This is a genomic window from Streptomyces sp. NPDC025618 (assembly GCF_055558795.1).
Genome location: NZ_JBVHLW010000031.1, coordinates 1 through 21,696, shown reverse-complemented (window position 1 = coordinate 21,696; position 21,696 = coordinate 1). Strand labels below are relative to the sequence as shown.

At 74.5% G+C, this 21,696-nt stretch carries 19 protein-coding genes; 9 read left to right on the top strand and 10 right to left on the bottom strand.

The annotated features are described in order from the left end of the window. The first annotated feature begins 90 nt into the window (after nt 1-90). Nucleotides 91-2,193 carry an FUSC family protein gene (locus tag ACZ4A5_RS23525; protein WP_467587522.1) on the top strand — a complete coding sequence of 701 codons (2,103 nt, stop codon included), beginning with the start codon at nt 91-93 and terminating at the stop codon, nt 2,191-2,193. Between the two features lie 28 nt (nt 2,194-2,221). Here the strand turns inward: ACZ4A5_RS23525 and ACZ4A5_RS23520 are convergent, their stop codons facing one another. Continuing rightward, nucleotides 2,222-2,821, bottom strand: coding sequence for a TetR/AcrR family transcriptional regulator (locus ACZ4A5_RS23520; RefSeq protein ID WP_467587519.1), 600 nt, complete (start codon nt 2,819-2,821; stop codon nt 2,222-2,224). Nucleotides 2,822-2,913: 92 nt separating this feature from the next. Between ACZ4A5_RS23520 and ACZ4A5_RS23515 the strand changes: the two genes are divergently transcribed. From ACZ4A5_RS23515 to ACZ4A5_RS23500, 4 genes are all read left to right on the top strand, one after another. After that, the gene (locus tag ACZ4A5_RS23515; RefSeq protein ID WP_467587516.1) at nt 2,914-3,441 is read left to right on the top strand and encodes a PH domain-containing protein; all 528 of its coding nucleotides are present in this window, start codon (nt 2,914-2,916) and stop codon (nt 3,439-3,441) included. Further along, a complete protein-coding gene (locus ACZ4A5_RS23510) occupies nt 3,438-4,907 on the top strand; it encodes a PH domain-containing protein (protein WP_467587513.1) in 1,470 nt (489 codons plus the stop codon). Before ACZ4A5_RS23515 ends, ACZ4A5_RS23510 begins: the two co-directional genes overlap by 4 nt. Before the next feature lie 73 nt (nt 4,908-4,980). Next, the gene (locus tag ACZ4A5_RS23505) at nt 4,981-6,678 is read left to right on the top strand and encodes a sigma-70 family RNA polymerase sigma factor (RefSeq protein WP_467587510.1); all 1,698 of its coding nucleotides are present in this window, start codon (nt 4,981-4,983) and stop codon (nt 6,676-6,678) included. A 63-nt stretch (nt 6,679-6,741) separates the two neighbouring features. Continuing rightward, on the top strand, nt 6,742-7,635 hold the full coding sequence (locus ACZ4A5_RS23500) for a LysR family transcriptional regulator (RefSeq protein ID WP_398868454.1): 894 nt from the start codon (nt 6,742-6,744) through the stop codon (nt 7,633-7,635). Nucleotides 7,636-7,824: 189 nt separating this feature from the next. On the opposite strand, the gene crcB (ACZ4A5_RS23495) is transcribed toward ACZ4A5_RS23500, so the two are convergent. The 4 genes from crcB (ACZ4A5_RS23495) to ACZ4A5_RS23480 all read right to left on the bottom strand — a co-directional run bounded on the left by crcB (ACZ4A5_RS23495) (nt 7,825) and on the right by ACZ4A5_RS23480 (nt 10,382). Beyond that, complete coding sequence (gene crcB, locus ACZ4A5_RS23495; RefSeq protein ID WP_467587505.1) at nt 7,825-8,187, bottom strand: fluoride efflux transporter CrcB; 363 nt, start codon at nt 8,185-8,187, stop codon at nt 7,825-7,827. Further along, entirely contained in the window at nt 8,184-8,540 is a 357-nt protein-coding gene (locus ACZ4A5_RS23490; RefSeq protein ID WP_467587502.1) for a DUF190 domain-containing protein, read from the bottom strand. Before ACZ4A5_RS23490 ends, crcB (ACZ4A5_RS23495) begins: the two co-directional genes overlap by 4 nt. Further along, complete coding sequence (crcB, locus tag ACZ4A5_RS23485; RefSeq protein ID WP_467587498.1) at nt 8,537-9,004, bottom strand: fluoride efflux transporter CrcB; 468 nt, start codon at nt 9,002-9,004, stop codon at nt 8,537-8,539. Before crcB (ACZ4A5_RS23485) ends, ACZ4A5_RS23490 begins: the two co-directional genes overlap by 4 nt. 145 nt (nt 9,005-9,149) lie before the next feature. After that, nucleotides 9,150-10,382, bottom strand: a complete 1,233-nt coding sequence (locus ACZ4A5_RS23480; protein ID WP_467587495.1) for a styrene monooxygenase/indole monooxygenase family protein — start codon at nt 10,380-10,382, stop codon at nt 9,150-9,152. Between the two features lie 367 nt (nt 10,383-10,749). Here ACZ4A5_RS23480 and ACZ4A5_RS23475 point away from each other — a divergent pair, with 367 nt between their 5' ends. The 3 genes from ACZ4A5_RS23475 (at nt 10,750) to ACZ4A5_RS23465 (ending at nt 14,750) form a co-directional block, all read left to right on the top strand. Beyond that, nucleotides 10,750-11,727 carry a polyprenyl synthetase family protein gene (locus ACZ4A5_RS23475; RefSeq protein ID WP_467587491.1) on the top strand — a complete coding sequence of 326 codons (978 nt, stop codon included), beginning with the start codon at nt 10,750-10,752 and terminating at the stop codon, nt 11,725-11,727. A gap of 271 nt (nt 11,728-11,998) precedes the next feature. Then, entirely contained in the window at nt 11,999-12,241 is a 243-nt protein-coding gene (locus tag ACZ4A5_RS23470) for a chaplin (protein WP_467587488.1), read from the top strand. Between the two features lie 169 nt (nt 12,242-12,410). Next, nucleotides 12,411-14,750, top strand: coding sequence for an ATP-binding protein (locus ACZ4A5_RS23465; protein ID WP_467587485.1), 2,340 nt, complete (start codon nt 12,411-12,413; stop codon nt 14,748-14,750). Nucleotides 14,751-14,996: 246 nt separating this feature from the next. On the opposite strand, the gene ACZ4A5_RS23460 is transcribed toward ACZ4A5_RS23465, so the two are convergent. Genes ACZ4A5_RS23460 through ACZ4A5_RS23440 form a run of 5 tightly spaced genes read right to left on the bottom strand, consistent with a single transcriptional unit; the run spans nt 14,997 to nt 20,263 of the window. After that, a complete protein-coding gene (locus tag ACZ4A5_RS23460; RefSeq protein WP_467587482.1) occupies nt 14,997-16,340 on the bottom strand; it encodes a hypothetical protein in 1,344 nt (447 codons plus the stop codon). Beyond that, nucleotides 16,315-16,815 carry a hypothetical protein gene (locus ACZ4A5_RS23455; RefSeq protein WP_467587480.1) on the bottom strand — a complete coding sequence of 167 codons (501 nt, stop codon included), beginning with the start codon at nt 16,813-16,815 and terminating at the stop codon, nt 16,315-16,317. The genes ACZ4A5_RS23460 and ACZ4A5_RS23455 overlap by 26 nt, the downstream gene beginning before the upstream one ends. 49 nt (nt 16,816-16,864) lie before the next feature. Beyond that, nucleotides 16,865-17,614, bottom strand: coding sequence for a succinate dehydrogenase/fumarate reductase iron-sulfur subunit (locus ACZ4A5_RS23450; protein ID WP_398868461.1), 750 nt, complete (start codon nt 17,612-17,614; stop codon nt 16,865-16,867). Further along, nucleotides 17,611-19,557 carry a fumarate reductase/succinate dehydrogenase flavoprotein subunit gene (locus tag ACZ4A5_RS23445; RefSeq protein ID WP_467587476.1) on the bottom strand — a complete coding sequence of 649 codons (1,947 nt, stop codon included), beginning with the start codon at nt 19,555-19,557 and terminating at the stop codon, nt 17,611-17,613. Before ACZ4A5_RS23445 ends, ACZ4A5_RS23450 begins: the two co-directional genes overlap by 4 nt. Nucleotide 19,558: 1 nt before the next feature. Continuing rightward, nucleotides 19,559-20,263 carry a succinate dehydrogenase gene (locus ACZ4A5_RS23440; protein WP_467587473.1) on the bottom strand — a complete coding sequence of 235 codons (705 nt, stop codon included), beginning with the start codon at nt 20,261-20,263 and terminating at the stop codon, nt 19,559-19,561. A gap of 225 nt (nt 20,264-20,488) precedes the next feature. Here ACZ4A5_RS23440 and ACZ4A5_RS23435 point away from each other — a divergent pair, with 225 nt between their 5' ends. Further along, the gene (locus ACZ4A5_RS23435; RefSeq protein WP_467587470.1) at nt 20,489-21,451 is read left to right on the top strand and encodes an ornithine cyclodeaminase family protein; all 963 of its coding nucleotides are present in this window, start codon (nt 20,489-20,491) and stop codon (nt 21,449-21,451) included. The last annotated feature ends 245 nt before the right edge of the window (nt 21,452-21,696 follow it).

Below are 21,696 nucleotides of genomic sequence, written 5' to 3'. Positions count from 1 at the left end.
CCCCGCGCGCCGCGCGCCCGTGACGGCGCGCGGCGCCGCCGGTCCGGGGGCCACCCCCGGTTCGTCCGGGCATGATCGTAAGCTCGGGGTATGACCTGGTCGAGTGCCCTGAGAGAGACCGCACGGGCCGGGCTGACCGTGGAGCGCACCAAGCTCACGCCGCTTGTCGCCGTGCGCGGCGCCGCGGGTGTCGCGATCGTCATCGGGCTGATGCTGTGGCTGGGGAACCCTACCCTCGCCGTGTCCTCCGCCTTCGGGGCGTTCGCCTCGGGCCTGGCGACGTTCCAGCGGAGCTGGCGGCCGCGGCCCGTGCTGGCCCTCGCGGTGGCGGTGGGCCTGGGGATCAGCACATTCCTGGGGTACGCCGCGGCCGCCGACCACGTGCTGTTCGCCACGCTGCTGACGGTGTGGACCCTGTGCGCCGGCATGGCCTGGGCGGCCGGGCCGGTGTCCGGGCTGGTCGCGACGCAGACCATCGCGGTCATGCTGGTCACGGTCACCCTGCCCACGTCGCTGCTCGGCGCCCTGGAGCACGCCGGGCTCATCGCCTTCGGCGGTCTGGTGCAGGCCGCGCTGATCGTGCTGCTGCCCATCCGCCCCTGGGGCGACCAGCGGGACGCGCTCGCGGACGCGCTGGCCGCCGAGGCGGACTACGCGCGCAGACTCCGCCACGACCCCATGGCCCGCTTCGACCCGCAGCCGCTGATGGACGCGCGCGAGGCCGCCGAGCTGACCCCGCGTCAGGCCCGGAACCGGCCGCGCCAGCTCGGCGGGCCGCGCGGTGTGGCCGAGAGCATCCGGCCCGTGCTCGCCTCGCTCGCCGACCCCGTGCTGGGCGCCCCCGCGGAGGGGCCCGAGCGCGACCGGGCCCGCGACCTGCTGGCCGCCGCCGGGGCGGTCCTGGACGCCGTCGCCCGCGCCATCCGCTGGGGCAGGCCGGTGCGGCTGCCGGCCGAGGCGATGGCGGTGCTGGAGGTGCCCGCGTCGGGGCCGATGCTCAAGGGGCCGGCCCGGCGGTCGGCGTACCGCCTGATCGCGCTGCTCGGCGACGCCGTCGACGCCACCGACGAGCCGGTCCGCACGGAGCCCCCGCGGGCGCGGGCCGGGCAGGAGCACCGGCACCTGCCGCGGCCCTCCGTGCCCCGCCTCGCGCCGCTCGTGCTGAGCGCCGTGCGCCGCGAGGCGCGCTGGTCGTCGCCGGTCGGCCGGCACGCGGTCCGCACGGCGGTGGTCGTGCTGGCCGGCTATGTGCTGGGCACCGCGCTGCCGCTCGGGCACGGCTACTGGGCGCCGATGACCTCGGTGATGGTGATGCGGCCGGACTTCGGCCAGACCTACTCCCGGGGCGTCGCCCGCTTCGCGGGGACCGTCGTCGGCGTCCTGCTCGCCGGCGCGCTGGTCGCCGTGGCCCACCCGGGGGAGTGGGTGAACGCCGGGCTCGCCGTGCTGTGCATCGGCCTGATGTATCTGCTGATGCGCACCGGCTACAGCGTGGCGTCGGCGTGCATCGCCGCCTACGTCGTCTTCCTCCTGGGCATCGCGGGCGGGAGCTGGTCGCAGACCGTCCAGGCGCGGGTGGCCCTCACCCTGCTCGGCGGGCTGCTCGCGATGGCCGCCTACGCGCTCTTCCCCACCTGGGAGACGCCCCGGCTGCGCGACCGCCTCGCCGACTGGCTGACCGCCAACGGCCGCTACAGCCTGGCCGTGCTCAAGGCGTTCGGCAGCCCGGCCGAGCGCCGCCCGCGCCGGGTGCGCGAGGCGCTGCTGGCCTCGCGCTCGGCCCGCACGGCGTGGGACGAGGCGGCGGCCCGCGCCCTGACCGAGCCCGTGCGCCACCGGGGCCTGTCCCGCACCAAGGAGCGCGCGGCGGACGCGGCGCTCGCCACCATGGGCCGGGCCACGATGCTGATGGAGGCTCACCTCCCCGACCGCGACGCCGAACCCTCCAAGGGCGCCGAAGCCTTCGCCGCCGCCCTCCAGGAGGCCCTCCCCGCCGCCGCCACGGCCGTACGCGAACGCGGCCACCTCGACTGGACGGGCCCCCGCGCCGCCCTCACCGCCTGGCAGGCGGAGGTCGGCGACGAGGGCGTCGCCGTCCGCGGCGCGGACCTCCTCATGGACGCCCTGGACGACCTCGCCGAAGCCCTCTCCCCGGGCCCGGGCGGCCGCAACAGGGCGACGCGAAGGCCCTGAGGGGAGGCCGGGGCGCCAACCCGTGCCGCTACCGCGTGAACAGCCGCTCCAGATGCGCGTCGAGCAGCCGCAGCGCCTCCTTTGGGGAGCAGATGTCCAGGAGGGTGTGGTTGGTGAGGCCGTCCGCCAGGGCGATCAGGAGCATCGCCTCGGCGTCCGGGTCGCGGTCCGCGGCGATCTCGCCCCGGGTCATGCCCTCGCGCACCTGGCCGGCGAAGAAGGCCCGGAGCGCCGGGACGCCCTCCTTGGCGTGGGCGCGGAGTCGTTCGTCGTGGAGGGCGCGGACGAAGTAGGCGATCTGCACCAGGTTGCCCGTGCGGCTCGCCTCGTCCAGGGGCAGGATCTCCGCGACCGTCTCCCGCAGCACCTCGCGCGGCGCGGGCGCCGCGGGCAGCGCCCGCAGCCGCTCGGTCACCCGCCGCGTCGCGAGCTCGCTGATGTGGCCGAGGGCGAAGACGAGCATCTCGTCCTTGCTCGCGAAGTAGTGCTGCAACTGCCCGAGCGAGATGCCCGCCTCCGCCGCGACGTCGCGCAGGCTCGCACCGTCGAGACCGCGCTCGCACGCGATCCGCCAGAGGGCCTCCGCGATGGTCCTGCGGCGCTCCTCGTGGTCCACGCGCTTGGGCACGACCGCCACCTCTCATTTTCACGGGTCGGTTGTATTGCTATAGCTTAGCGCTTGCCAGTACGACTGACTTGGAAAGAATCGGGGGCACAGCGATGGCCGCACACCGGCACCATCCACAGGTCAGGCTCAGGCCGCCGCGGCACGGCGTCGATCCGCGGGCCCGGCGCTGGTGGGCCGCGCAGGCGCTGCTCACCGTCAGCGGGCCGCTGCTGCTCGTCGCCCTCGCGCTGCTCGTGCTGTCCCTGCTCTTCTTCCCCGGCGCCCTGCCGTGGCTCGCGCCGCTCGTGACCGGCGTGCTCGTGCTGCCCGCCGCCGGCTATCTCCTGGCGATGCCCCGGCTGCGCTACCGCGTCCACGCCTGGGAGCTGGGGGAGCACGCGGTCTACGCCGCCCGCGGCTGGCTGTGGCAGCAGCGGCGGATCGCCCCGCTGTCGCGGGTGCAGACTGTCGACACCGTACGCGGGCCCCTGCAACGGTCGTTCGGGCTCGCCACGGTCACCGTCACCACCGCCTCCACGGCCGGCGACGTGAAGATCGCCGGGCTGTCCGACGCCGACGCCCGGCACCTGGCCGAGCGCATCACGGACGCGGCGCGCCTGATACCGGGGGACGCCGCGTGACCGCCCCCGGCTGGCGCACCCTCGACGCCCGTACGCTCGTCCTGCACTGCACCTGGATGGGCGCGCCGCTCGGCTCGCTCGCCCTCACCGCGCTCGCCACCGGCGGCCGGCCGGGCACCCGCGCGTGGATCACCCTCGCCGTCATCGGCGCCGTCTTCGCCGTGCTCACCACGGCCGGGCTCGTCACCTGGCGGCGCACCCGCTTCCGCGTCACCGCGGACTCCTTCGAGCTGCGGACCGGCCTGTTCACCCAGAGCCTGCGCGCGATACCGCTGAGCCGGATCCGTACGGTCGACGTCACCGCCAGCCTCGTGCAGCGCGCCCTCGGCCTCGCCGTGCTGCGCGCCGGCACCGGCGGCCGGAGCGGGCGGCTGGCCCTGGAGGCGCTCGCCCGCCCGGAGGCCGAGCGGCTGCGCGCCGAGCTCCTCGCCCGCGCCGGGGCGCGCGACGCCGACGACCCCGTGCTCGCCGTCGCCGACCCCCGCTGGCTGCGCTACGCGCCGCTGACGTTCTGGGTGTTCGGCGGGGTCTTCGTCGCGGGCGGCACCGTGTGGCGGGTGCTCGACGGGATCGGCGTCGAGCCCTGGCGCATCGGCTTCGTGCGCCACGCCTTCCAGGAATTCGGCAACAGCGCCCTGTGGATCACCGTGCCGCTGGCCCTGCTCGCCGTGACCGCGTTCGGCGTCGTGGGCGCCGTGGTGCTGTACGCCGAGAACTGGTGGAAGTACCGCCTGGAATGGGACGGTTCGCACACCCTCCGCGTCCGCCGCGGCCTCTTCACGACCCGCTCCGTCTCCATCGAACGCGCCCGCCTGCGCGGCGTCACCCTCTGCGAGCCCCTGCTGCTGCGGGCCGGCGGCGGGGCGAGCGTGCGGGCCGTGGCGGGCGGCCTCGGCGACCGCGAGGAGAACCGCAAGCGCAGCGTCATCATGCCGCCCGCGCCCCGTGCCGAGGCGCTGCGCGTGTGCGCCGGCCTGCTCGGCGAGGACGAGGCGCCGACCGGCGGCGCCGGGCTCACCCCGCACCCGCGCGCCGCCCTGCGCAGGCGAATCGTGCGCGGCCTCCTCTGGTACGTCCTGCCGCCGGCCGTGGCACTGGCCGTGCTCGGGTGGCTGCTCACCCCCGTACTGCTCTGCTGCGCGGCCGGCTACGTCCTGCTCGCCGCCCCCGTCGCGTACGCACTCGCGCGCAGTGCCTACCGAGGGCTGGGGCACGCCGTGCGCGGGCGCCATCTGGTCGTGCGGTCCGGCACGTTGGGGCGGCAGACGGCCGTGCTCGACCGGCGGGCCGTCCTGGCCTGGACGTTCACGGACAATCCGTTCTCGCGCCGGGCCGGAGTCGTCACGCTCACGGCCGCCGTCGCGGCGGGCGAGGAGGGCTACCGCGTCCGTGACATGGCGGCGGCGGACGCGGCGGGCTTCGCGGAGTCGGCCGCCCCCGGCATCGTGGCCGAGTTCCTCGCGTAGCTCCCCGCCGGTTCCTCGCGTAAAAAAATTTCTCTCTCTTTTCTGTTATCCCGCGCGTCGCCCCACGTCTCCTATGTGTCGGACCGAACGGAAAAGCGAGAAGGGGTGGCGCGGCGTGAACAGTGACAGCGTGGCCGTGGTCGAGGCGGCGCGGGCCGGGGACCAGGCGGCACAGGACGAACTCGTCGCCGCCTGCCTGCCGCTCGTCTACAACATCGTCGGACGGGCCCTCAACGGCCACGCCGATGTCGACGACGTGGTCCAGGAGACGATGCTGCGGGTCATCAACGGCCTGGACGAGCTCCGGGACCCCGCCCGTTTCCGCTCCTGGCTCGTGGCCATCACGACCAATCAGATACGCAGCCACTGGCGGGCCCGCCCCGAGGCGCCCGTCAGTGGCCTGCAGGAGGTCGCCGAAGTCCCCGACCCGCGCGCGGACTTCGTCGACCTCACCATCGTGCGGCTGGGCCTCGCGGGCCAGCGCCGGGAGGTCGCCGAGGCGACCCGCTGGCTCGACGAGGGCGAGCAGACCGTGCTGTCCCTGTGGTGGCTGGAGGCGGCGGGCGAGCTGACCCGCGCCGAGGTCGCCGCCGCGCTGGAGCTCTCACCCGCGCACACCGCCGTCCGCGTCCAGCGCACCAAGGAGCAGCTGGACACCGCCCGCGGCGTCGTACGCGCCCTGGGCGCCGCGCCGCGCTGCCGCGAGCTCGCCGACCTCGTCGCCCCCTGGGACGGCGCCCCGTCCGCGCTGTGGCGCAAGCGCATCGCCCGGCACGCGCGCGCCTGCGGGGCGTGCGGGGGATCGTGGTCCGCGCTGGTCCCCGCCGAGCGGCTGCTCGTCGGCCTCGGCCTGGTGCCGGTGACGGGCGCGCTGCTCGGCTGGTGGAGCGGCGGGGCGGTGCTCCACACGCAGCCGGCCGCGGCAGCGGCCCCGGCCACCGCCTCCGTGCCCGGCGCCTCCCGCGCCGCCCGCCGCCGCGCGGGCGGCAGCCGTACGCACGGCCACCGCGCCGCCTCCCGGCCCCGCACCGCGAGGCGGGCCGCCGCCGGAGCGGCGGTCCTGGCCGTCGTCGCGGGCGGGGTGCTGGGCGGTGTCTGTCTCTTCACCGACTCCACGGACCGCCCGGACCGGCAGGTCTCTGCCGGGGACGAGATACCCACCCAGGTGAAGGCGCTCGACGCCTCCACCGGCGCACTGCCCCCGAGCGCCTCGCCGTCGCCCTCCGCGAGCGCCTCACCCAAGGCAAGCGCGTCCGCCTCCGCCTCGGCCTCCGCCCCGGCGAGCACCCCCACCAGTGAATCGCCCGAGCCGCGGAAGGCGGACCCCACCACCGCCCGCCCCGCCCCGAAGGCACCCCCGGCGCCCAAGCCGGCCGGCGGCTCCGGCGGCGGCTCGCTCGGGCAGCAGGTCACCGACCTCGTCAACGCCGAGCGCGCGAAGGCCGGCTGCTCGCCCGTCACCGAGAACGGCACCCTGGACCGGGCCGCGCAGGGCCACTCCGACGACATGGCCGCCCGCACCTTCTTCGACCACACCAACCCCGACGGCGCCGGCCCCGGCGACCGCATCACCGCCGCCGGGTACCACTGGAGCACATACGGCGAGAACATCGCCTACGGGCAGCAGGACCCCGCCGCCGTCATGGACTCCTGGATGCACAGCGACGGGCACCGGCGGAACATCCTCAACTGCTCCTTCAAGGAGATCGGCGTCGGCGTCAACCACGCGCCGGGCGGGCCGCGGTGGACGCAGGTGTTCGGGGCCCGCTGACGCGACAGGGACCGTCGATGCCGGAGCCTGTCCCGATAGGTTCCGGCTATATACGATGCGCGGGTGCAGTTCCAGCAGCTCCGCTACTTCACCACGCTCGCCGAGATCCGCCACTTCACGCGGGCGGCGGACGCGCTGCACGTCGCCCAGCCGTCGCTCTCCCAGCAGATCCGCGCCCTCGAACGCGAGCTGGGGGCCGAGCTCTTCCACCGGGCCCGGGGCAACATCACGCTCACCGACGCGGGCGAGGTGCTGCTGCCGCTGGCCCGGCAGATCCTCGCGGACACCGAGATGGCGCGCCGCGAGGTCCAGGAGGTCGTCCAGCTGCGGCGCGGCCGGGTGCGGCTCGGGGCGCCGCCCAGCCTCTGCGCGAGCCTGGTCCCCGACGTGCTGCACGCCTACCACGCGCGCTACCCCGGCATCGAGCTCGTGGTGGACGAGGGCGGCTCCCAGGACCTCGTCCGCACCCTCGCCGCCGGTGAGCTCGACCTCGCGCTGATCATCACCCCGCTGCCCGTCGGCGGCCCCGCCCTGGCCACCACCGAGCTCCTGCGCGAGGACCTCGTCGTCGTCACCGCCCCCTCGGCGCCCCCGCCGACCCGGCGCCGCGCCATCCGGGTCGCCGAGCTCGCCGACCGGCCCATGGTGATGTTCCGGCGTGGCTACGACCTCCGGGAGATCACCACGGCGGCGTGCCGGGCGGCCGGTTTCGAACCGTCCTTCACCGTCGAGGGCGGCGAGATGGACGCGGTCCTCGGCTTCGTCCGCGCGGGCCTCGGTCTCGCGGTGGTCCCCGGCATGGTCGCCGCCCGCTCGGGGCTGAGGGTCACTCCCTTCGAGGGGACGCGGATGCGGCGGACGATCGCGGTGGCCCACCGCAAGGATGTTGCCCCGCCGCGGGCCGCGCGCGAGCTCCGGGGGGTTTTGCTGGAGCACTTGGGTGGGGCGGCGGGGTAGGAGTGCGGGCTACGGTCCGCGTATCCAGCCCGTTGGGGGCACCTCCCAGCGTTAGCTGGGGGAGTTTGAGGACAACGCGCGAAGCGTGTTGCTGGGGGTCTGGGGGCTTGCCCCCAGTTTCGGGAAGGGGCGGGTAGGGGAAAAAGCCCGCCGCAGGCGCGGGGACCCGGAGCGCGTAGCCCCGAGGGGTCAACCGCTCAGCCAACCCCCCAACGCCACCCCCACCCACGCCGCCCCCAGCCCGCACACCACGCTCGCCCCCGCGTTCGCCACCGCGTAGACCGAAGCCCCCTCCTCCGACAGCCGCAGCGTCTCGTAGGAGAACGTCGAGTACGTCGTGAGCGCACCGCACAGCCCCGTGCCGAGCAGGAGCCACAGGCGGGCGGGGACCGCCGCGCCGGTCAGGGTGCCGAGGATCAGGCAGCCCACGACGTTGACGGTGAACGTGCCCCAGGGGAAGACCGAGTCGTGGCGGGACTGCACGGCGCGGTCCGTGAGATAGCGCAGGGGGGCGCCGGCCATGGCCCCGGCGACGACGAGCAGCCAGTTCACCCGGCGGCCCCCGGCTCCCCGCCGCGGCCGGTGTAGCGCACGACCTCCACCTCGTCGAGCAACACGAGCCCTCCGCCGATCAGTTCGTCCAGCTCGGGCACGAAGGCCCGTACGCGCTCCTCGGAGTCGACGATCACCACGGACACCGGCAGGTCCTCGCTCAGGGACAGCAGCCGTGACGTGTGGACGACGGAGGACGCGCCGAAGCCCTCGATGCCCCGGAAGACGCTCGCGCCCGCCAGCCCGGCGGCGCGGGCGCGGTGCACGATCTCGGAGTACAGCGGCCGGTGGTGCCAGGTGTCGGACTCACCGATGACGACCGTCAGCCGCAGCGCGTTGCCGTGGAGCCTCATCGGGCCCTCCCGCGCAGGAACATCCGGGTGAGGCCGGCCGCGGCCCACACCGCCGCCATCGCGGCGAGCAGGGTGCCCGCGAGATAGGCGAGGGCGGTCGCCACGTGGCCGCCGTTCACCAGGTTCCGGATGTCCACGGTGTACGTGGAGAACGTGGTGAAGCCGCCCAGCACCCCCGTGCCGAGGAAGGGCCGCAGCAGCCGGTGCGGCGTGGCGAGGTCGGCGATCACCACGAGCAGCACGCCGATCAGGGCGCAGCCGACGATGTTGATCAGGAACGTGGTCCAGGGGAACGCGCCCTGCGCGGTCGGCCACAGCAGCCCCGCGCCGTAGCGGGCGGCCGCGCCGACGCCGCCGCCCAGCGACACGGCGCAGACGATCGGCCACTGCCCGCGCGCGGCCGGGTGCCCGGGGGACGCGGTGGCCACCGGGGGAGAGTCCGTGACGGCTCGTGACGAGCTCATGATCAGCCTCCTACTCGCAGAGTGCCAGCAAGTAGGGACCGTTGGCGGCGCCTGTGCCGCGGTTGGGGTACGGCGGGCCCCACCGCCGCGTGCCGGCCGACGGCCGCCACCGGGAACCAGGCTACCGTCACCGCCCCGGCACCGCTCAGGCGTCCGCCACCGGCCGGCCGGTCACCGCGGCGAGATAGGCGTCGGCGCGGTCCGCGTCCAGCAGCCAGTCCCGGAAACCGGCCGGGTCGGCGTAGCCGTTGGCATAGCGGCGGGCGACCTCCGGATACTCGCGCGCCGCGGCCAGCACCCGGCGCACGTGCGGCGGCGGGGACGGCAGCAGCAGATGGGTGAGGGCCACCGTGTGCCGGGCGTGTTCCCAGAACGCCGCGAACGTCCGCAGCATCCACGTCCGGTCGAAGGGCTTGTCACCGTGGGCGAGGATCGCCCGGAGGTAGGTGTCGGCGCAGCGGGCCGCGGAGTTGGCGCCCTGGCCGGTCAGGGGATCGTTGACGACGACCGCGTCGGCCATGCCGAGGACGTGACGGTCGTCGCCGACCCTCGCCACCGGGTGCCGGACCACCGGGGTGACGGCGCCGGTGAGCGCGGCGCCCGCGTCCGTCGGCTCCATGGCCGCGCACAGCTCGTACTCCCAGGGCATGTGGTCCCGCAGCAGGCCGAGCGTCCGCTCGACCACGGCGTCCGGGCCCGGCCGGTCCTGCCAGCGGTCGAAGGGCCCGCCGGGCACGGCCTCCCACAGCAGCATCCCGCACGGCCCGCCCGCCGCCGTGCCCTCCATGGCGAGGAACTCCCCGGCGCCCTCCACCGGACTGCACCGCAACTGCGGCCAGGCGGCGTCCGGACCGGTCCGCAGACCGCGCACATAGACGGCGGCCAGGGTGCGCTGGGGGCGGTCGTACGGGCTGTGCCGCTCGTCCCGGCCGAAGAGCTCCGACAGCGGGCCGCGGCCGGTCGCGACGAGCGTCAGGTCGTGCGCCCCGGCGATCCGCTCCAACCCCTCCGGCTCCACCGTGCCGTACTCGACCCGGCCGCCCCGCTCCTCGAACAGCTCCAGCCAGCGCGCCGTCTTCACGCGCTGGTCGACGCACTGCGCGGGCTCGTCGAACGGCCCGGTGAGGTCGCCGTCCGCGGTGGTGACGCGCAGCGAGCCCAGCCGCGGGGTCTCCGCCTCCCACAGGTGCAGGCCCGCCGCGCGCTCCAGGGCGAGGGCGGGACCGTACATCAGCTGTGTGGACAGGATCGGGCCGGACCGGACCTCGCCCGCGGTCCGCGCCGCGTACACGGTCACCTCGTGGTCCCGGCCGGCGACCAGCCCGAGGGCCAGGTGCAGCCCTCCCTGGCCCGCGCCGACAATCGCGATCCTGCGCATCGTCGCCTCCCGCTCGCCCGTCCCGGGCTCCCGTTTGTAGCCGCGCCGCGGGCGCGCTGTACAGACGGCCTGTCGGGATCCGGCGCCCGCCGGACGCCCCCGCCGATCCGGGGGCGCTCGCGCAACAGCCCAATATGAGCCATGCGCGCAGACCCTCGTTCGGCCGACCGGCCGTGTGCTCCGGGCCCCCGGATCCCCTGATTCCGCGGCGGGCGGCGAGCGCGTGGCTCGATCCGGTATGGCAGGAAACCACCGCTTCCGGCGCGCTGCGCTGGGAAGCCTTCTGGCCGGTCAGGCTCCGCCGACGCGGCGGAGCACCCGCCGGCCCGGCCGGTCGCAGGCCGGAGCCGATCCAGGGAGGCACACGATGACAGCGCAACCAAGGTTGCCGCGCTCGCCGGCGCCCCAGGAGGTGGCCCCCCAACTCCAGCGCGCGGGCATGCTCGACCGCGTGGAGGAGCGCCTGCGCGGCCTCCTCAACGACGAACACCGGCGCTGGCGCACCGCCGACACCCGGGGCGCCGGGCTGATCGAGTCCCTCGCCGAGCTCGTCGCGGTGGGCATCGACCGGGTGCGCCCGGTCATCCTGCTCACCGGCTATCTCGCGGCGGGCGGCGACCCCGAGGGCCCCGACTCCGCCGAGGCGGTCGACGCCGCGGCCGCCCTCGAACTCCTCGACACCTGCACCCTCATCCGCAGCGACGTCCGCGACAACGCCGCTCTGCGCCGTGGCATCCCCACCCTCCACGTCAGCCGCGCCGCCGAGCACGAGCGCAACGGCTGGGCGGGCGACGCCGGGCGCTTCGGCGAGTCCACCGCGAACCTCGCGGGCGACCTCTCCCTCACCCTCGCCGACCGGCTCGCGGCCCGGCTGCCCGTCGCCGCCTGGCGGACCTGGGACGAGCTGCGCCTGGAGCGGGTGGTCGGCACCTATGCCCACGAGGCGATGGCCGCCGAGTATCTCGACGACCCGTGGCCGGGGCGGTGCATAGCGGGGTGCGACCGGGGCTGCACCGCCGGCTGGTACGCCGTGCGGCACCCGCTGCGCCTGGGCGGTGCCCTGGCCGGCCGCCCCGATCTCGACGTCACCTACGACGCCTACGCCCGGGCCCTGCACGCCGCGTGGCGGCTGCGCGGCTTCCTCGACGGCGGCCCGGAGTACGACTGGGACGCCGAGCTGCTGCGGGAGATCCTCCTGGAGCGCGAGGAACGCGGCATCGCCGAGCGCCACATCCGCGAACTGGTCGACCGGGCCACCCGCATCGCCACGTCCTCGCGGCTGGCGACGGGCTGGTCCGAGGAGCTCGCCGCCTTCGCCGCGCGGATGGCGGCGGAGCAGGGCTGAAGCCCGGTGCCGGGGGGGGGGGGGGGGGGGGGGGGGGGAGAGGGGGGGGGGGGGGGGAGGGGGGGGCGCCCCCCCCCCCCCCCCCGGCCCTGTGGGGGACACCGGATCAGCCGTCCGGTCCAATGCCGCAAATGGGCGGTTAGGAGGGGTGAAGTCCTGAGTCACCCGTCCGCTCCATGTACGAAACCTTTGTGACTATCAGGCGTTGAGCCACACCCCGGCTGTCACCGGCCGGGTGCCTCCCAGAACGACTGAGCAAAGGTGTCTCCGCATGTCTCGAATCGCCAAAACCGTCGTACTGACCGCCACCGTCGGCGCCGCGCTCGCGGGCTTCACCGGAGGGGCCGTCGCCGACTCCGGGGCCCGTGGTGTCGCCGCAGGCTCGCCGGGCATCGTCTCGGGCAATGTCATCCAGGTGCCGCTGCACGTCCCGATCAACCTGTGCGGCAACAGCATCGACATCATCGGCCTGCTGAACGCGGCGTCCGGCAACACCTGCGTCAACAAGTCGTGACTCCGCCCCCCATGGCCTGACCGGGGCCCTCGCCCCGGACCGTGCGTGGCGCCCCTGCCCCGTCCTGGGCGCCACGCCGGCCGCGGCCCCGTTCCCCTCGGCCGGAAGCCGTCCATCGGCGCGATCTTCCCGATAGCGTGGGCGGATCGCGACTCCGGGGAGGGCAGACGTGGATCCGTTCACGACGGCGGCGGTGCTTTCGGCCGTGAACACGGCGACGTCGGGCGCGCTGTCGGGCGCCGCGGGAGAAGTGGGCCGGCGCACCACGGAACGCCTCGCCGCACTCGCCCGCCGCATCCGCGGCCGGGACACCGACGACGCGCACGCGCCGACCGTCCCCACGGACCCGGCCGCCCGCCGCGACCTCGCCGAGCGGCTCTTCGAACAGGCCCGTCGCGAACCGGCCTTCGCCCGCGACCTCCTCGCCTGGCTCCGCGAGACCGACCTGCTGCGCGACACCACCGGGCCCGTCCGCGCCACCGCCGCCCGCCCCCGGCTGCTCCCGCCCGGCACGGCCGCCTTCACCGACCGCGAGCCCGTACGGCAGGCCATCGCCGCCCTCCTCGACGACCCCGCCGCGAGCGCCGCGGGCGCCCCGCGCATCGTCGTCCTCACCGGCCCCGGCGGCGTCGGGAAGACCGCCACCGCCGTGCATTTCGCCCGCGCCTTCGCCGACCGCTTCCCCGACGGCCAGCTCTACGCCGACCTCCGCGGCGCCTCCCCGGCGACCGCCGTCGCCCCCTCGGCGACGCTCGTACGGTTCCTGCACGGCCTCGGCGTGGCGGCCGACCGGGTGCCCGCCGCCGAGCAGGAACAGGCCGACCTCTACCGCGACCGCACCGCGGACCGGCGGCTCGTCGTCCTCCTCGACGACGCCCACTCCGCCGCCCAGGTCGCCCCGCTGCTCACCGCCGCGCCCGGCTCGCTGACCCTCGTCACCAGCCGCCACGGCCTGCCCGAGCTCGTACGCGACCACGGCGCCCGCGTCCTGCGCCTCGGCCCGCTGGCCGGGGACGACGCGGTGCTGCTGCTCACCCGGATCGCCGGCCTGGAACCGGCCGGCGCGCAGCGCGCGCACGCCGAGGCGGTGGCGGCGCGCTGCGGAGGCATGCCGCTGGCGCTGTGCGAGACGGGCGCGCTCGCGGCCGGGCGGGAGGAGGTCGACTGGGCGCGCCTGGAACGCGAATTCGCCTCCCCCGGCCCCGGACCGGCCGCCCCGGCCCCCGCCGACCCCACCCGCCTCGCCACCGACGTCGCCTACCGCGCCCTCGCCCCCGCGGCCGCCCGCCTCTACCGGCTCCTCGGGCCGTGCCCCTGGCCCACCGTCCCCGTCGGCGCGGCGGCCGCCGCCGCGGACCTCGCCCCCGCCGGGGCGCGCGGCCTGCTCGGCGACCTCGTCGGCGCCCGCCTCCTGGAGGTGGCCGCCGACGGGCGCTACCGCTTCCACGACGTCGTACGCCGGCACGCCGAGTCGCGGGCCCACGAGGAGGACGGCCGCGCGGCGGCCAGGGACGCGGTCGAGCGCGTGATCCGCTGGTACCTGGACCTCGCGGTGGCCGCCGACTATCGCGTCATACCCGCCCGTTGGCACCTCGGGCCCCGCTACGGCCGGCTGCCCCGGCCCACCGCGTCACCCGACGCCGCCCGCGACGCCCTGGAGGAGCTCACCCGCGAACGCGAGAACCTCGCCGAGGCCGTGCGGGCCGCGGAGGAGTACGGATTCGACGAGCTCACCTGGCAGTTGTGCGAGGCGATGTGGGCACTGCACCTGCGCCTCGGCTTCCACGAGCAGTGGGTGGCCACCCATGTGGCAGGTGTGGCCGCCGCTCGGCGCTGTGCCACGCGTGAGCCCCGGGCCGAGGGGCGGATGCGCTCCCAACTCGCCTTCGCCTATATGGGACTCGGCCGCCCGGCCGACGCCGAACGCGAACTGAACGCCGCCGCGGCCGCGGACCGCGCGGCCGGGCACCACCGGGGCCACGCCAGCGCCGTGGAGTCCCTGGGCCTGCTCTGCCTGCGGCAGTGGCGGTACGAGGACGCCGAGGAACGCTTCCGCCGGGCGCGGGCGATCTGGGACGAGGTCGGCCCGGGCGACGACGGCGAGGAGGACGCGCCACGCGCCCTCGCCCTCCTGGAACACCACCTCGGCCGCGCCCTGACCGGCCAGGGCCGCTACCCCGAAGCCGCGGCCCAGCTGCGCCGTGCGCTCACCCGCTTCCGCGCTCTGGAGCGGCGCGACGCCTACAACGAGGCGCGCGTGCGGATGAGCCTGGGCGAGACGCTGCTCGCCGGCGGCGATGTGGTGGGGGCGCGGGTGTCGCTGGACGAGGCGATCTCGGTGATGACGGCGGAGGGGGCGACGCTTCAGCTGGCGGACGCGCTCGAATTGCGGGCGGGGTGCGGGGAGGATCCTGCGGGTTTTCTGCGGCGGGCGGGGGAGTTGTACGGAGTGGTGGGCGACGCGGGTGGGGTGGCGCGGGTGGAGGCGCGACTTCGGGGTGCGGGGTGATTTTCTCCCCAGCCCCGCCCCTTCCCGGCTGCGTCTGATGTGCGGCTCCGCCGCGTGGGGGCAAGCCTCAAGACCCCCAACGGGCTGGATTGCGCAATCAGATCAGCCAGATCAGCCCGTCCGGCGATTGAGGACAACGCGGCGAAGCCGTGTTGCTGGGGGTCTGGGGGCTTGCCCCCAGTCTGGGGAAGGGGCGGGTAGGGGAAAAAGCGCCGCAGGCCAACGCGCCCGCACCCGGAAGCCGGGTCACCCCGCCACTTCCACGCGCACCGAAACCACCCTCCCCACCCCGCCCGTAACCACCCGCACCCCCGAATCCGCGGCCTCCGCAAGCGACTTCCCCGCCACCAGCCACGCGTACAACGCGGAGCCGTAAGCCGCCGGATCGCACAGATCGGCCCGCCCGTCAGGCCCCGCCCCCGCCGACAGCCGCACCAGCTCACCGCCGCGCAGCCGCACCGTGCAGGAATCCACCCCCGTCACGTACACCGCGAGCCCGCACCCCGGATGCCGGGCCAGGACCTCCGCCGTCCATGCCGACGGCGGGCCGACGCGAGGGTCGTCGGCTGAGCCGTACCGCACGATGACGTCCGCCAGGCGCAGGCGTGACGCGTCCCGGGTGTCCTCATGGACGACGGTGTGGGCGTCCCAGCCGATGCCGTCGTCGTCCTCCGGTTCGTACGGGCCCTCCGTGTGACGGGTGACGGCGATCTCCGGCGGGGCCGCCCCGAGCAGGCGGGTGAGGGCCCGTACGGGGGCGGTGCGTTCGGCCGGTTCGAAGGCGGGCAGGGGCAGCCGGTCGAGCAGGGCGGGCCGGCCGGCGGGCTCGGGGATGCCGATGAGGTCGTGGAAGACCCGGCGCAGCAGCCGCGCCGATGCCCCCGGGGCCGAGCTGACCTGGTCGGCGAACTCGCGGTAGCGGTCCGGTTCGTGGTGGTCGACGACCTGGTCGAGCTGGGCGCGCAGCCCCTCGTACGGGCGCAGCCTGGGCGCGGTCCGGCCGAGGGCGGCGACCGGCGAGTCCGGGTCCAGGGTCGTGTCCGGGAAGGCGCCCAGCAGCACGGGCGTGCCGATGGCGGCGGCGTAGTAGGTGACGGACCCGTGGTCGCCCAGCACGCAGTCGGCGGCGATCAGCGCCTGCCGCCAGCCCTCCAGCGGTGGCACGAGCGCCAGCCCCGCCCTGCGCGCCCGGTCCAGCCAGGCACGCACCTGGCCGGGGCCGTGCCCGTGCCAGATGTTGGGGTGGAGGACGGCGGCCACGCGGTACTCGTCGGCGGGCAGCTCGGCCGTCAGCCGGGGGAGCAGGGACGGCAACAGGTCCCCGTCGCCGTCGCCGAAGAGGGAGCCGGGCGACCAGGTCGAGTTGACGACGATCAGCCGCTGCCCGTCCGCCACCCCGAGCGCGCGCCGGAACCTGCCCCGGTGGGGGAGGGCGTCGAGGATGCGGTCGTAGCAGGGATCCCCGGCGAGCACGGCGGTGGCCGCGGCCTCGGGACAGGCGGCACGGAGCCGGTCGAGCTGCTCGGGATGGGAGAGCACGGTGGCGTCGGCTATGGGACGGCCGTCATGGAGCAGCCAGTCGGGATCCATCCCGAAGACGGGGGCGGAACTCCCGGAAGCGGTGGATGCGACGGCAGCGGCGGACGCGCCCCGCGCACGGTGTCCGGTGTCCGGTGTCCGGTGTCGCCAATCTCTTATTGTAGCCAACGCCGTGTGAGAGTATCACCAACTTCCCCTGGATGAGCGGGAGTTCACCGCCGTAGCTCGCCGAGACCGCCAGGTCCACCGGCGTCGCCTTCGCCTGCTCCCACGGCAGTACGGGCAGGCCCGCCGCCGCCAGCAGCTCCGGCACGCCGGCCAGGAACGGCGAGGAGCCCGTGCAGGTCGCCAGCAGTTGCAGGCGCGTGTCGTCGGCGAAGAGCGGCAGCACGTCGAGCAGGCGGGTCGCCGAGGTGACGTTGTGCACCACGAAGAGCACCTTCCGGGCCCGCCCGCGCGTCCTCCACCGCTCCGCGTCCTCGCCGACCGGCACCCTCAGCCAGTCCTCACCCGTCACCCGCACCACACGCGCACCCCCAATAAGGCGAACATAACAGTGCGGTGCGGGCGGTGGATCAGCGCTTTCCGGCCTTGCGGGTGGCGCGCAGCCACTCCTTGTTCATGGCGGCGATGGACGGCAGCGGGATGCCCTTGGGGCAGGCGGTGGCGCACTCGCCGGTGAGGGTGCAGCCGCCGAAGCCCTCGGCGTCCATGGTGGCGACCATGTCGAGCACGCGGGACTCCCGCTCGGGCGCGCCCTGCGGCAGCACATTGAGGTGGTTGATCTTCGCGGAGGTGAAGAGCATCGCGGAGCCGTTGGGGCAGGCCGCCACGCACGCGCCGCAGCCGATGCACTCGGCGTGCTCGAAGGCGTAGTCGGCGTCCGGCTTGGGCACGGGCGTCGCGTGGGCCTCGGGCGCGGAGCCGGTGGGGGCGCTGATGTAGCCGCCCGCCCCGATGATCCGGTCGAACGCCGACCGGTCCACGACCAGGTCCCTGACCACCGGGAAGGCCGTGGCGCGCCACGGCTCGATGTCGATGGTGTCCCCGTCGGAGAAGGACCGCATGTGCAGCTGGCAGGTCGTGGTGCGCTCGGGGCCGTGCGCGTCGCCGTTGATGACCAGGCTGCACGCGCCGCAGATGCCCTCGCGGCAGTCGTGGTCGAAGGCGACGGGGTCCTCGCCCTCCAGGATGAGCTTCTCGTTGAGGGTGTCCAGCATCTCCAGGAAGGACATGTCCTTCGAGATGCCGTCGACCTCGTAGGTGGCCATGGCGCCGGGGGCGTCGGCGTTCTTCTGCCGCCAGACGCGCAATGTGAGCCTCATGCGTAGCTCCGCTGAGTGGGGTGGACGTACTCGAAGACGAGGTCTTCCTTGTGCAGGACGGGGGCGTCGCCGGTGGCCGCGAACTCCCAGGCGGCGACGTACGAGAACTCCTCGTCCCTGCGGGCCGCCTCACCGCCCTCGGTCTGCGACTCCTCGCGGAAGTGGCCGCCGCAGGACTCGGACCGGTGCAGCGCGTCGAGGCACATCAGCTCGGCGAGCTCCAGATAGTCGACGACGCGGTTGGCCTTCTCCAGCGACTGGTTGAACTCCTCGCCGGTGCCCGGCACCTTGATCCTGCGCCAGAACTCCTCGCGGATCTGCGGGATCATCTCGAGGGCCTTGCGCAGGCCCTCCTCGGTGCGGGCCATCCCGCAGTACTCCCACATCAGTTCGCCGATCTCCTTGTGGAAGGAGTCGGGCGTGCGGTCGCCGTCGACGGCGAGCAGGCGCTCCAGGCGCTGGGTCGTCTCGGTGACCGCGGCGACGGCCGCCGGGTGGGTGGCGTCGACCTCGTCGTGGTGCGGGTGGCGGGCGAGGTAGTCGTTGATGGTCGACGGCAGGACGAAGTAGCCGTCGGCCAGGCCCTGCATCAGCGCGGAGGCGCCGAGCCGGTTGGCGCCGTGGTCGGAGAAGTTGGCCTCACCGATCGCGAACAGGCCCGGGACCGTCGTCTGGAGGTCGTAGTCGACCCACAGCCCGCCCATCGTGTAGTGGATCGCGGGGTAGATGCGCATCGGCACCTCGTACGGGTTCTCCGCGGTGATGCGCTCGTACATGTCGAAGAGGTTGCCGTACTTCGCCTCGACGGCCGCCCGGCCCATCCGCTGGATGGCGTCGGCGAAGTCGAGGTAGACGCCCTGCCCGCCGGGGCCGACGCCGCGGCCCTCGTCGCAGACGTTCTTCGCGGCGCGGGAGGCGATGTCACGCGGCACGAGGTTGCCGAAGGAGGGGTAGATCCGCTCCAGGTAGTAGTCGCGCTCGTCCTCGGGGATCTGCCCCGGCGGCCGGTCGTCGCCCTTGGCCTTGGGCACCCAGATGCGGCCGTCGTTGCGCAGCGACTCGCTCATCAGCGTCAGCTTCGACTGGTGGTCGCCGGAGCGCGGGATGCAGGTGGGGTGGATCTGGGTGAAGCAGGGGTTGGCGAAGTACGCGCCGCGCCGGTGGGCCCGCCAGGCGGCGGTGGCGTTGGAGTTCTTCGCGTTGGTGGAGAGGTAGAAGACGTTGCCGTAGCCGCCGGAGGCCAGCACCACCGCGTCCGCGAAGTACGTGTCGATGCGGCCGGTGATCAGGTCGCGGGCGACGATGCCGCGGGCCCTGCCGTCGACGACGATCAGGTCGAGCATCTCGGTGCGCGGGTGGAGCTCGACGTTTCCCGCGGCGACCTGGCGGCTGAGCGCCTGGTAGGCGCCGAGCAGCAGCTGCTGGCCCGTCTGCCCGCGGGCGTAGAAGGTGCGGGAGACCTGCACGCCGCCGAAGGAGCGGGTGTCGAGGAGACCGCCGTACTCCCGGGCGAACGGCACGCCCTGTGCCACGCACTGGTCGATGATCTCGACCGAGACCTGGGCGAGGCGGTGGACGTTGGACTCGCGCGCCCGGAAGTCGCCGCCCTTGACGGTGTCGTAGAAGAGGCGGTGGACCGAGTCGCCGTCGTTGCGGTAGTTCTTGGCGGCGTTGATGCCGCCCTGCGCGGCGATCGAGTGGGCGCGGCGCGGTGAGTCCTGGTAGCAGAACTGCACGACGCGGTAGCCCTGTTCGGCCAGGGTCGCGCCGGCCGCGCCGCCCGCGAGCCCGGTGCCCACGACGATCACGGTCTGCTTGCGCCGGTTGGCGGGGTTGACCAGCTTCGCCTCGAAGCGGCGGCGGTCCCAGCGCTCGGCTATGGGGCCTTCCGGCGCCTTGGCGTCGACGAGCGGCTCGCCGGTCGTGTAGTCGGTGTAGGTCATGTCAGCTCACCACTCCGGTCATGACGCCCACGGGGACGGAGATGAAGGCCGCGGTCAGCAGCACCGTCAGCACATTGGCCACGGCCTTGAGGATCCGGTCGCGCGTCGCGTTGCCCACGCCCAGCGTCTGGGCGGCGCTCCAGAAGCCGTGCCGGATGTGCAGGCCGAGGGCGAGCATCGCGACGATGTAGATGACGTTGCCGTACCAGGTGGAGAAGGTGTCCACCACGTTCTGGTACGGGTGCCCCTCCTGGAAGCCGGGGTGCACGGTGCCCGTCGTCAGGTCGAGGATGTGCCAGACGATGAACAGCGCGAGGATGATCCCGCCCCACCGCATCGTGCGCGTGGCATAGCTCGCGCGCTGCCGCTTGTGCACATAGCGCGTGGCGCGGGCCTTGATGTCGCGGCGGCTCAGCTGGTACGCGGAGACCCCGTGCAGGATCACGGACGCCGACAGCACCACGCGGGCGATCCACAGCCCCCACTCGCGGTGCAGGACCGGGGCGCCCATGACGCGCAGCCAGTGGCCGTAGTCGTTGAAGTCGCCGGCGCCGAAGTAGATCTTGGCGTTGCCCAACGCGTGGACGGCCAGATACGCGACCATGATCAGTCCGGTCGCGGCCATCACGGTCTTCTTGCCGACGGTCGATCCCCAGAAGGTGCGCGTGATGGACGGCCGTCGGTCCGTCCGCGTTGCCAATGCCATGAACACGACCTTAGGTCGGCCCCACCCGAGAGGGCCAAGACATAGTCCGACTCATATCGATAGGCATCGGCTATGGAGCCGGACGCACCTGTGATGATCCCGACGACGGCTCCGAGCGGGGATGACGCGGGCCGCGCGGGGTACGAGCCGGGGGCGGGGGCGCGCGTAGGCTGACGCACGCCACTCCGCCGACCTCCTCGTGCAACCGGACCCTGGGCGTGAAACGTGCTGAAAATCCTCGACGCGAAGACCATCGACGGCCTCCTGTCCGTACCCGAACTCGCGGCGGGGATCGGCGCGGCCTTCACCTCGGGCGGCGGCGCGGCCCCCGGGTTCGCCCGGACGTCCGTGCCCGTCGGTGACGGCGAGCTCCTGCTCATGCCCGCGGCCCACGCGACGACGCTGTCGGTCAAGCTGCTCACCCTCTTCGACGCGTCTCCCGAACTGCCCGCCGTCCAGGGGCTCGTGCCGCTCTTCGACGCCGTCACCGGCCGCCCGCTCGCCGTCCTGGACGCCACCGCCGTGACCCGCCTGCGCACGGCCGCGGTCAGCGCCCTCGCCACCGACCTGCTCGCGCCCCGGGACGCGCGGGTGCTGACCGTCATCGGCGCCGGCGTGCAGGGCAGAGGCCACCTCGAAGGATTCGCCGGGCTGCGGCCCTGGACCTCCGTCCGCCTGCACAGCCGCGACCCGCGCACGGCCCGCGGCCTCGCGGAGTGGGCACGCGGGCAGGGCATCGACGCCGAGGTCCACGAGGACATCACCACCGCCGTCCGCGACGCGGACGTGATCTGCACCGCCACCTCCGCGTCCCGCCCCCTCTTCGAGGACGCCGCGCTGCCGCGCGAGGGCCTGCACGTCAACGCCGTAGGGGCGTACGGCCCGACGCGCCGCGAGCTGCCCACCGAACTGGTCACCCGCGCCCGGCTGTTCGTGGAATCGGAGGAAGCGGTGCTGCGGGAGGCGGGTGACGTCCTGATCCCTGTCTCCGAGGGCGCGCTGCCGGAGCGGCCGGCGATGACGGAGCTGGGGGATGTGCTTGCCGGCCGCCATCCGGGGCGTCGCTCCGAGACGGAGGTGACGGTGTTCGAGTCGGTGGGGGTGCCGGTGGAGGACGCGGTGGTTTGTGACGTGCTCTATCAGTGTGCTGTGGCGCGGGGGGTGGGGGTGGATGTGGGGTTCGATTGAGGGGGCGGTTGCCGGCGCCTGCGGCGGGCTTCTTCCCCTACCCGCCCCTTCCCGGCTGCATCTGATGTGCGGCTCCGCCGCGTGGGGGGCTGCGCCCCAGACCCCAGCAACACGCTTCGCGCGTTGTCCTCAAACGCCGGACGGGCTGGTTGTGCTGGCTACGGTCCGCACAATCCAGCCCGTCCGGCGTTTGAGGACGCGCCCGCAGGGCGCTCCCGCCGCAGGCGGCGAACCGGCCCGCAGCC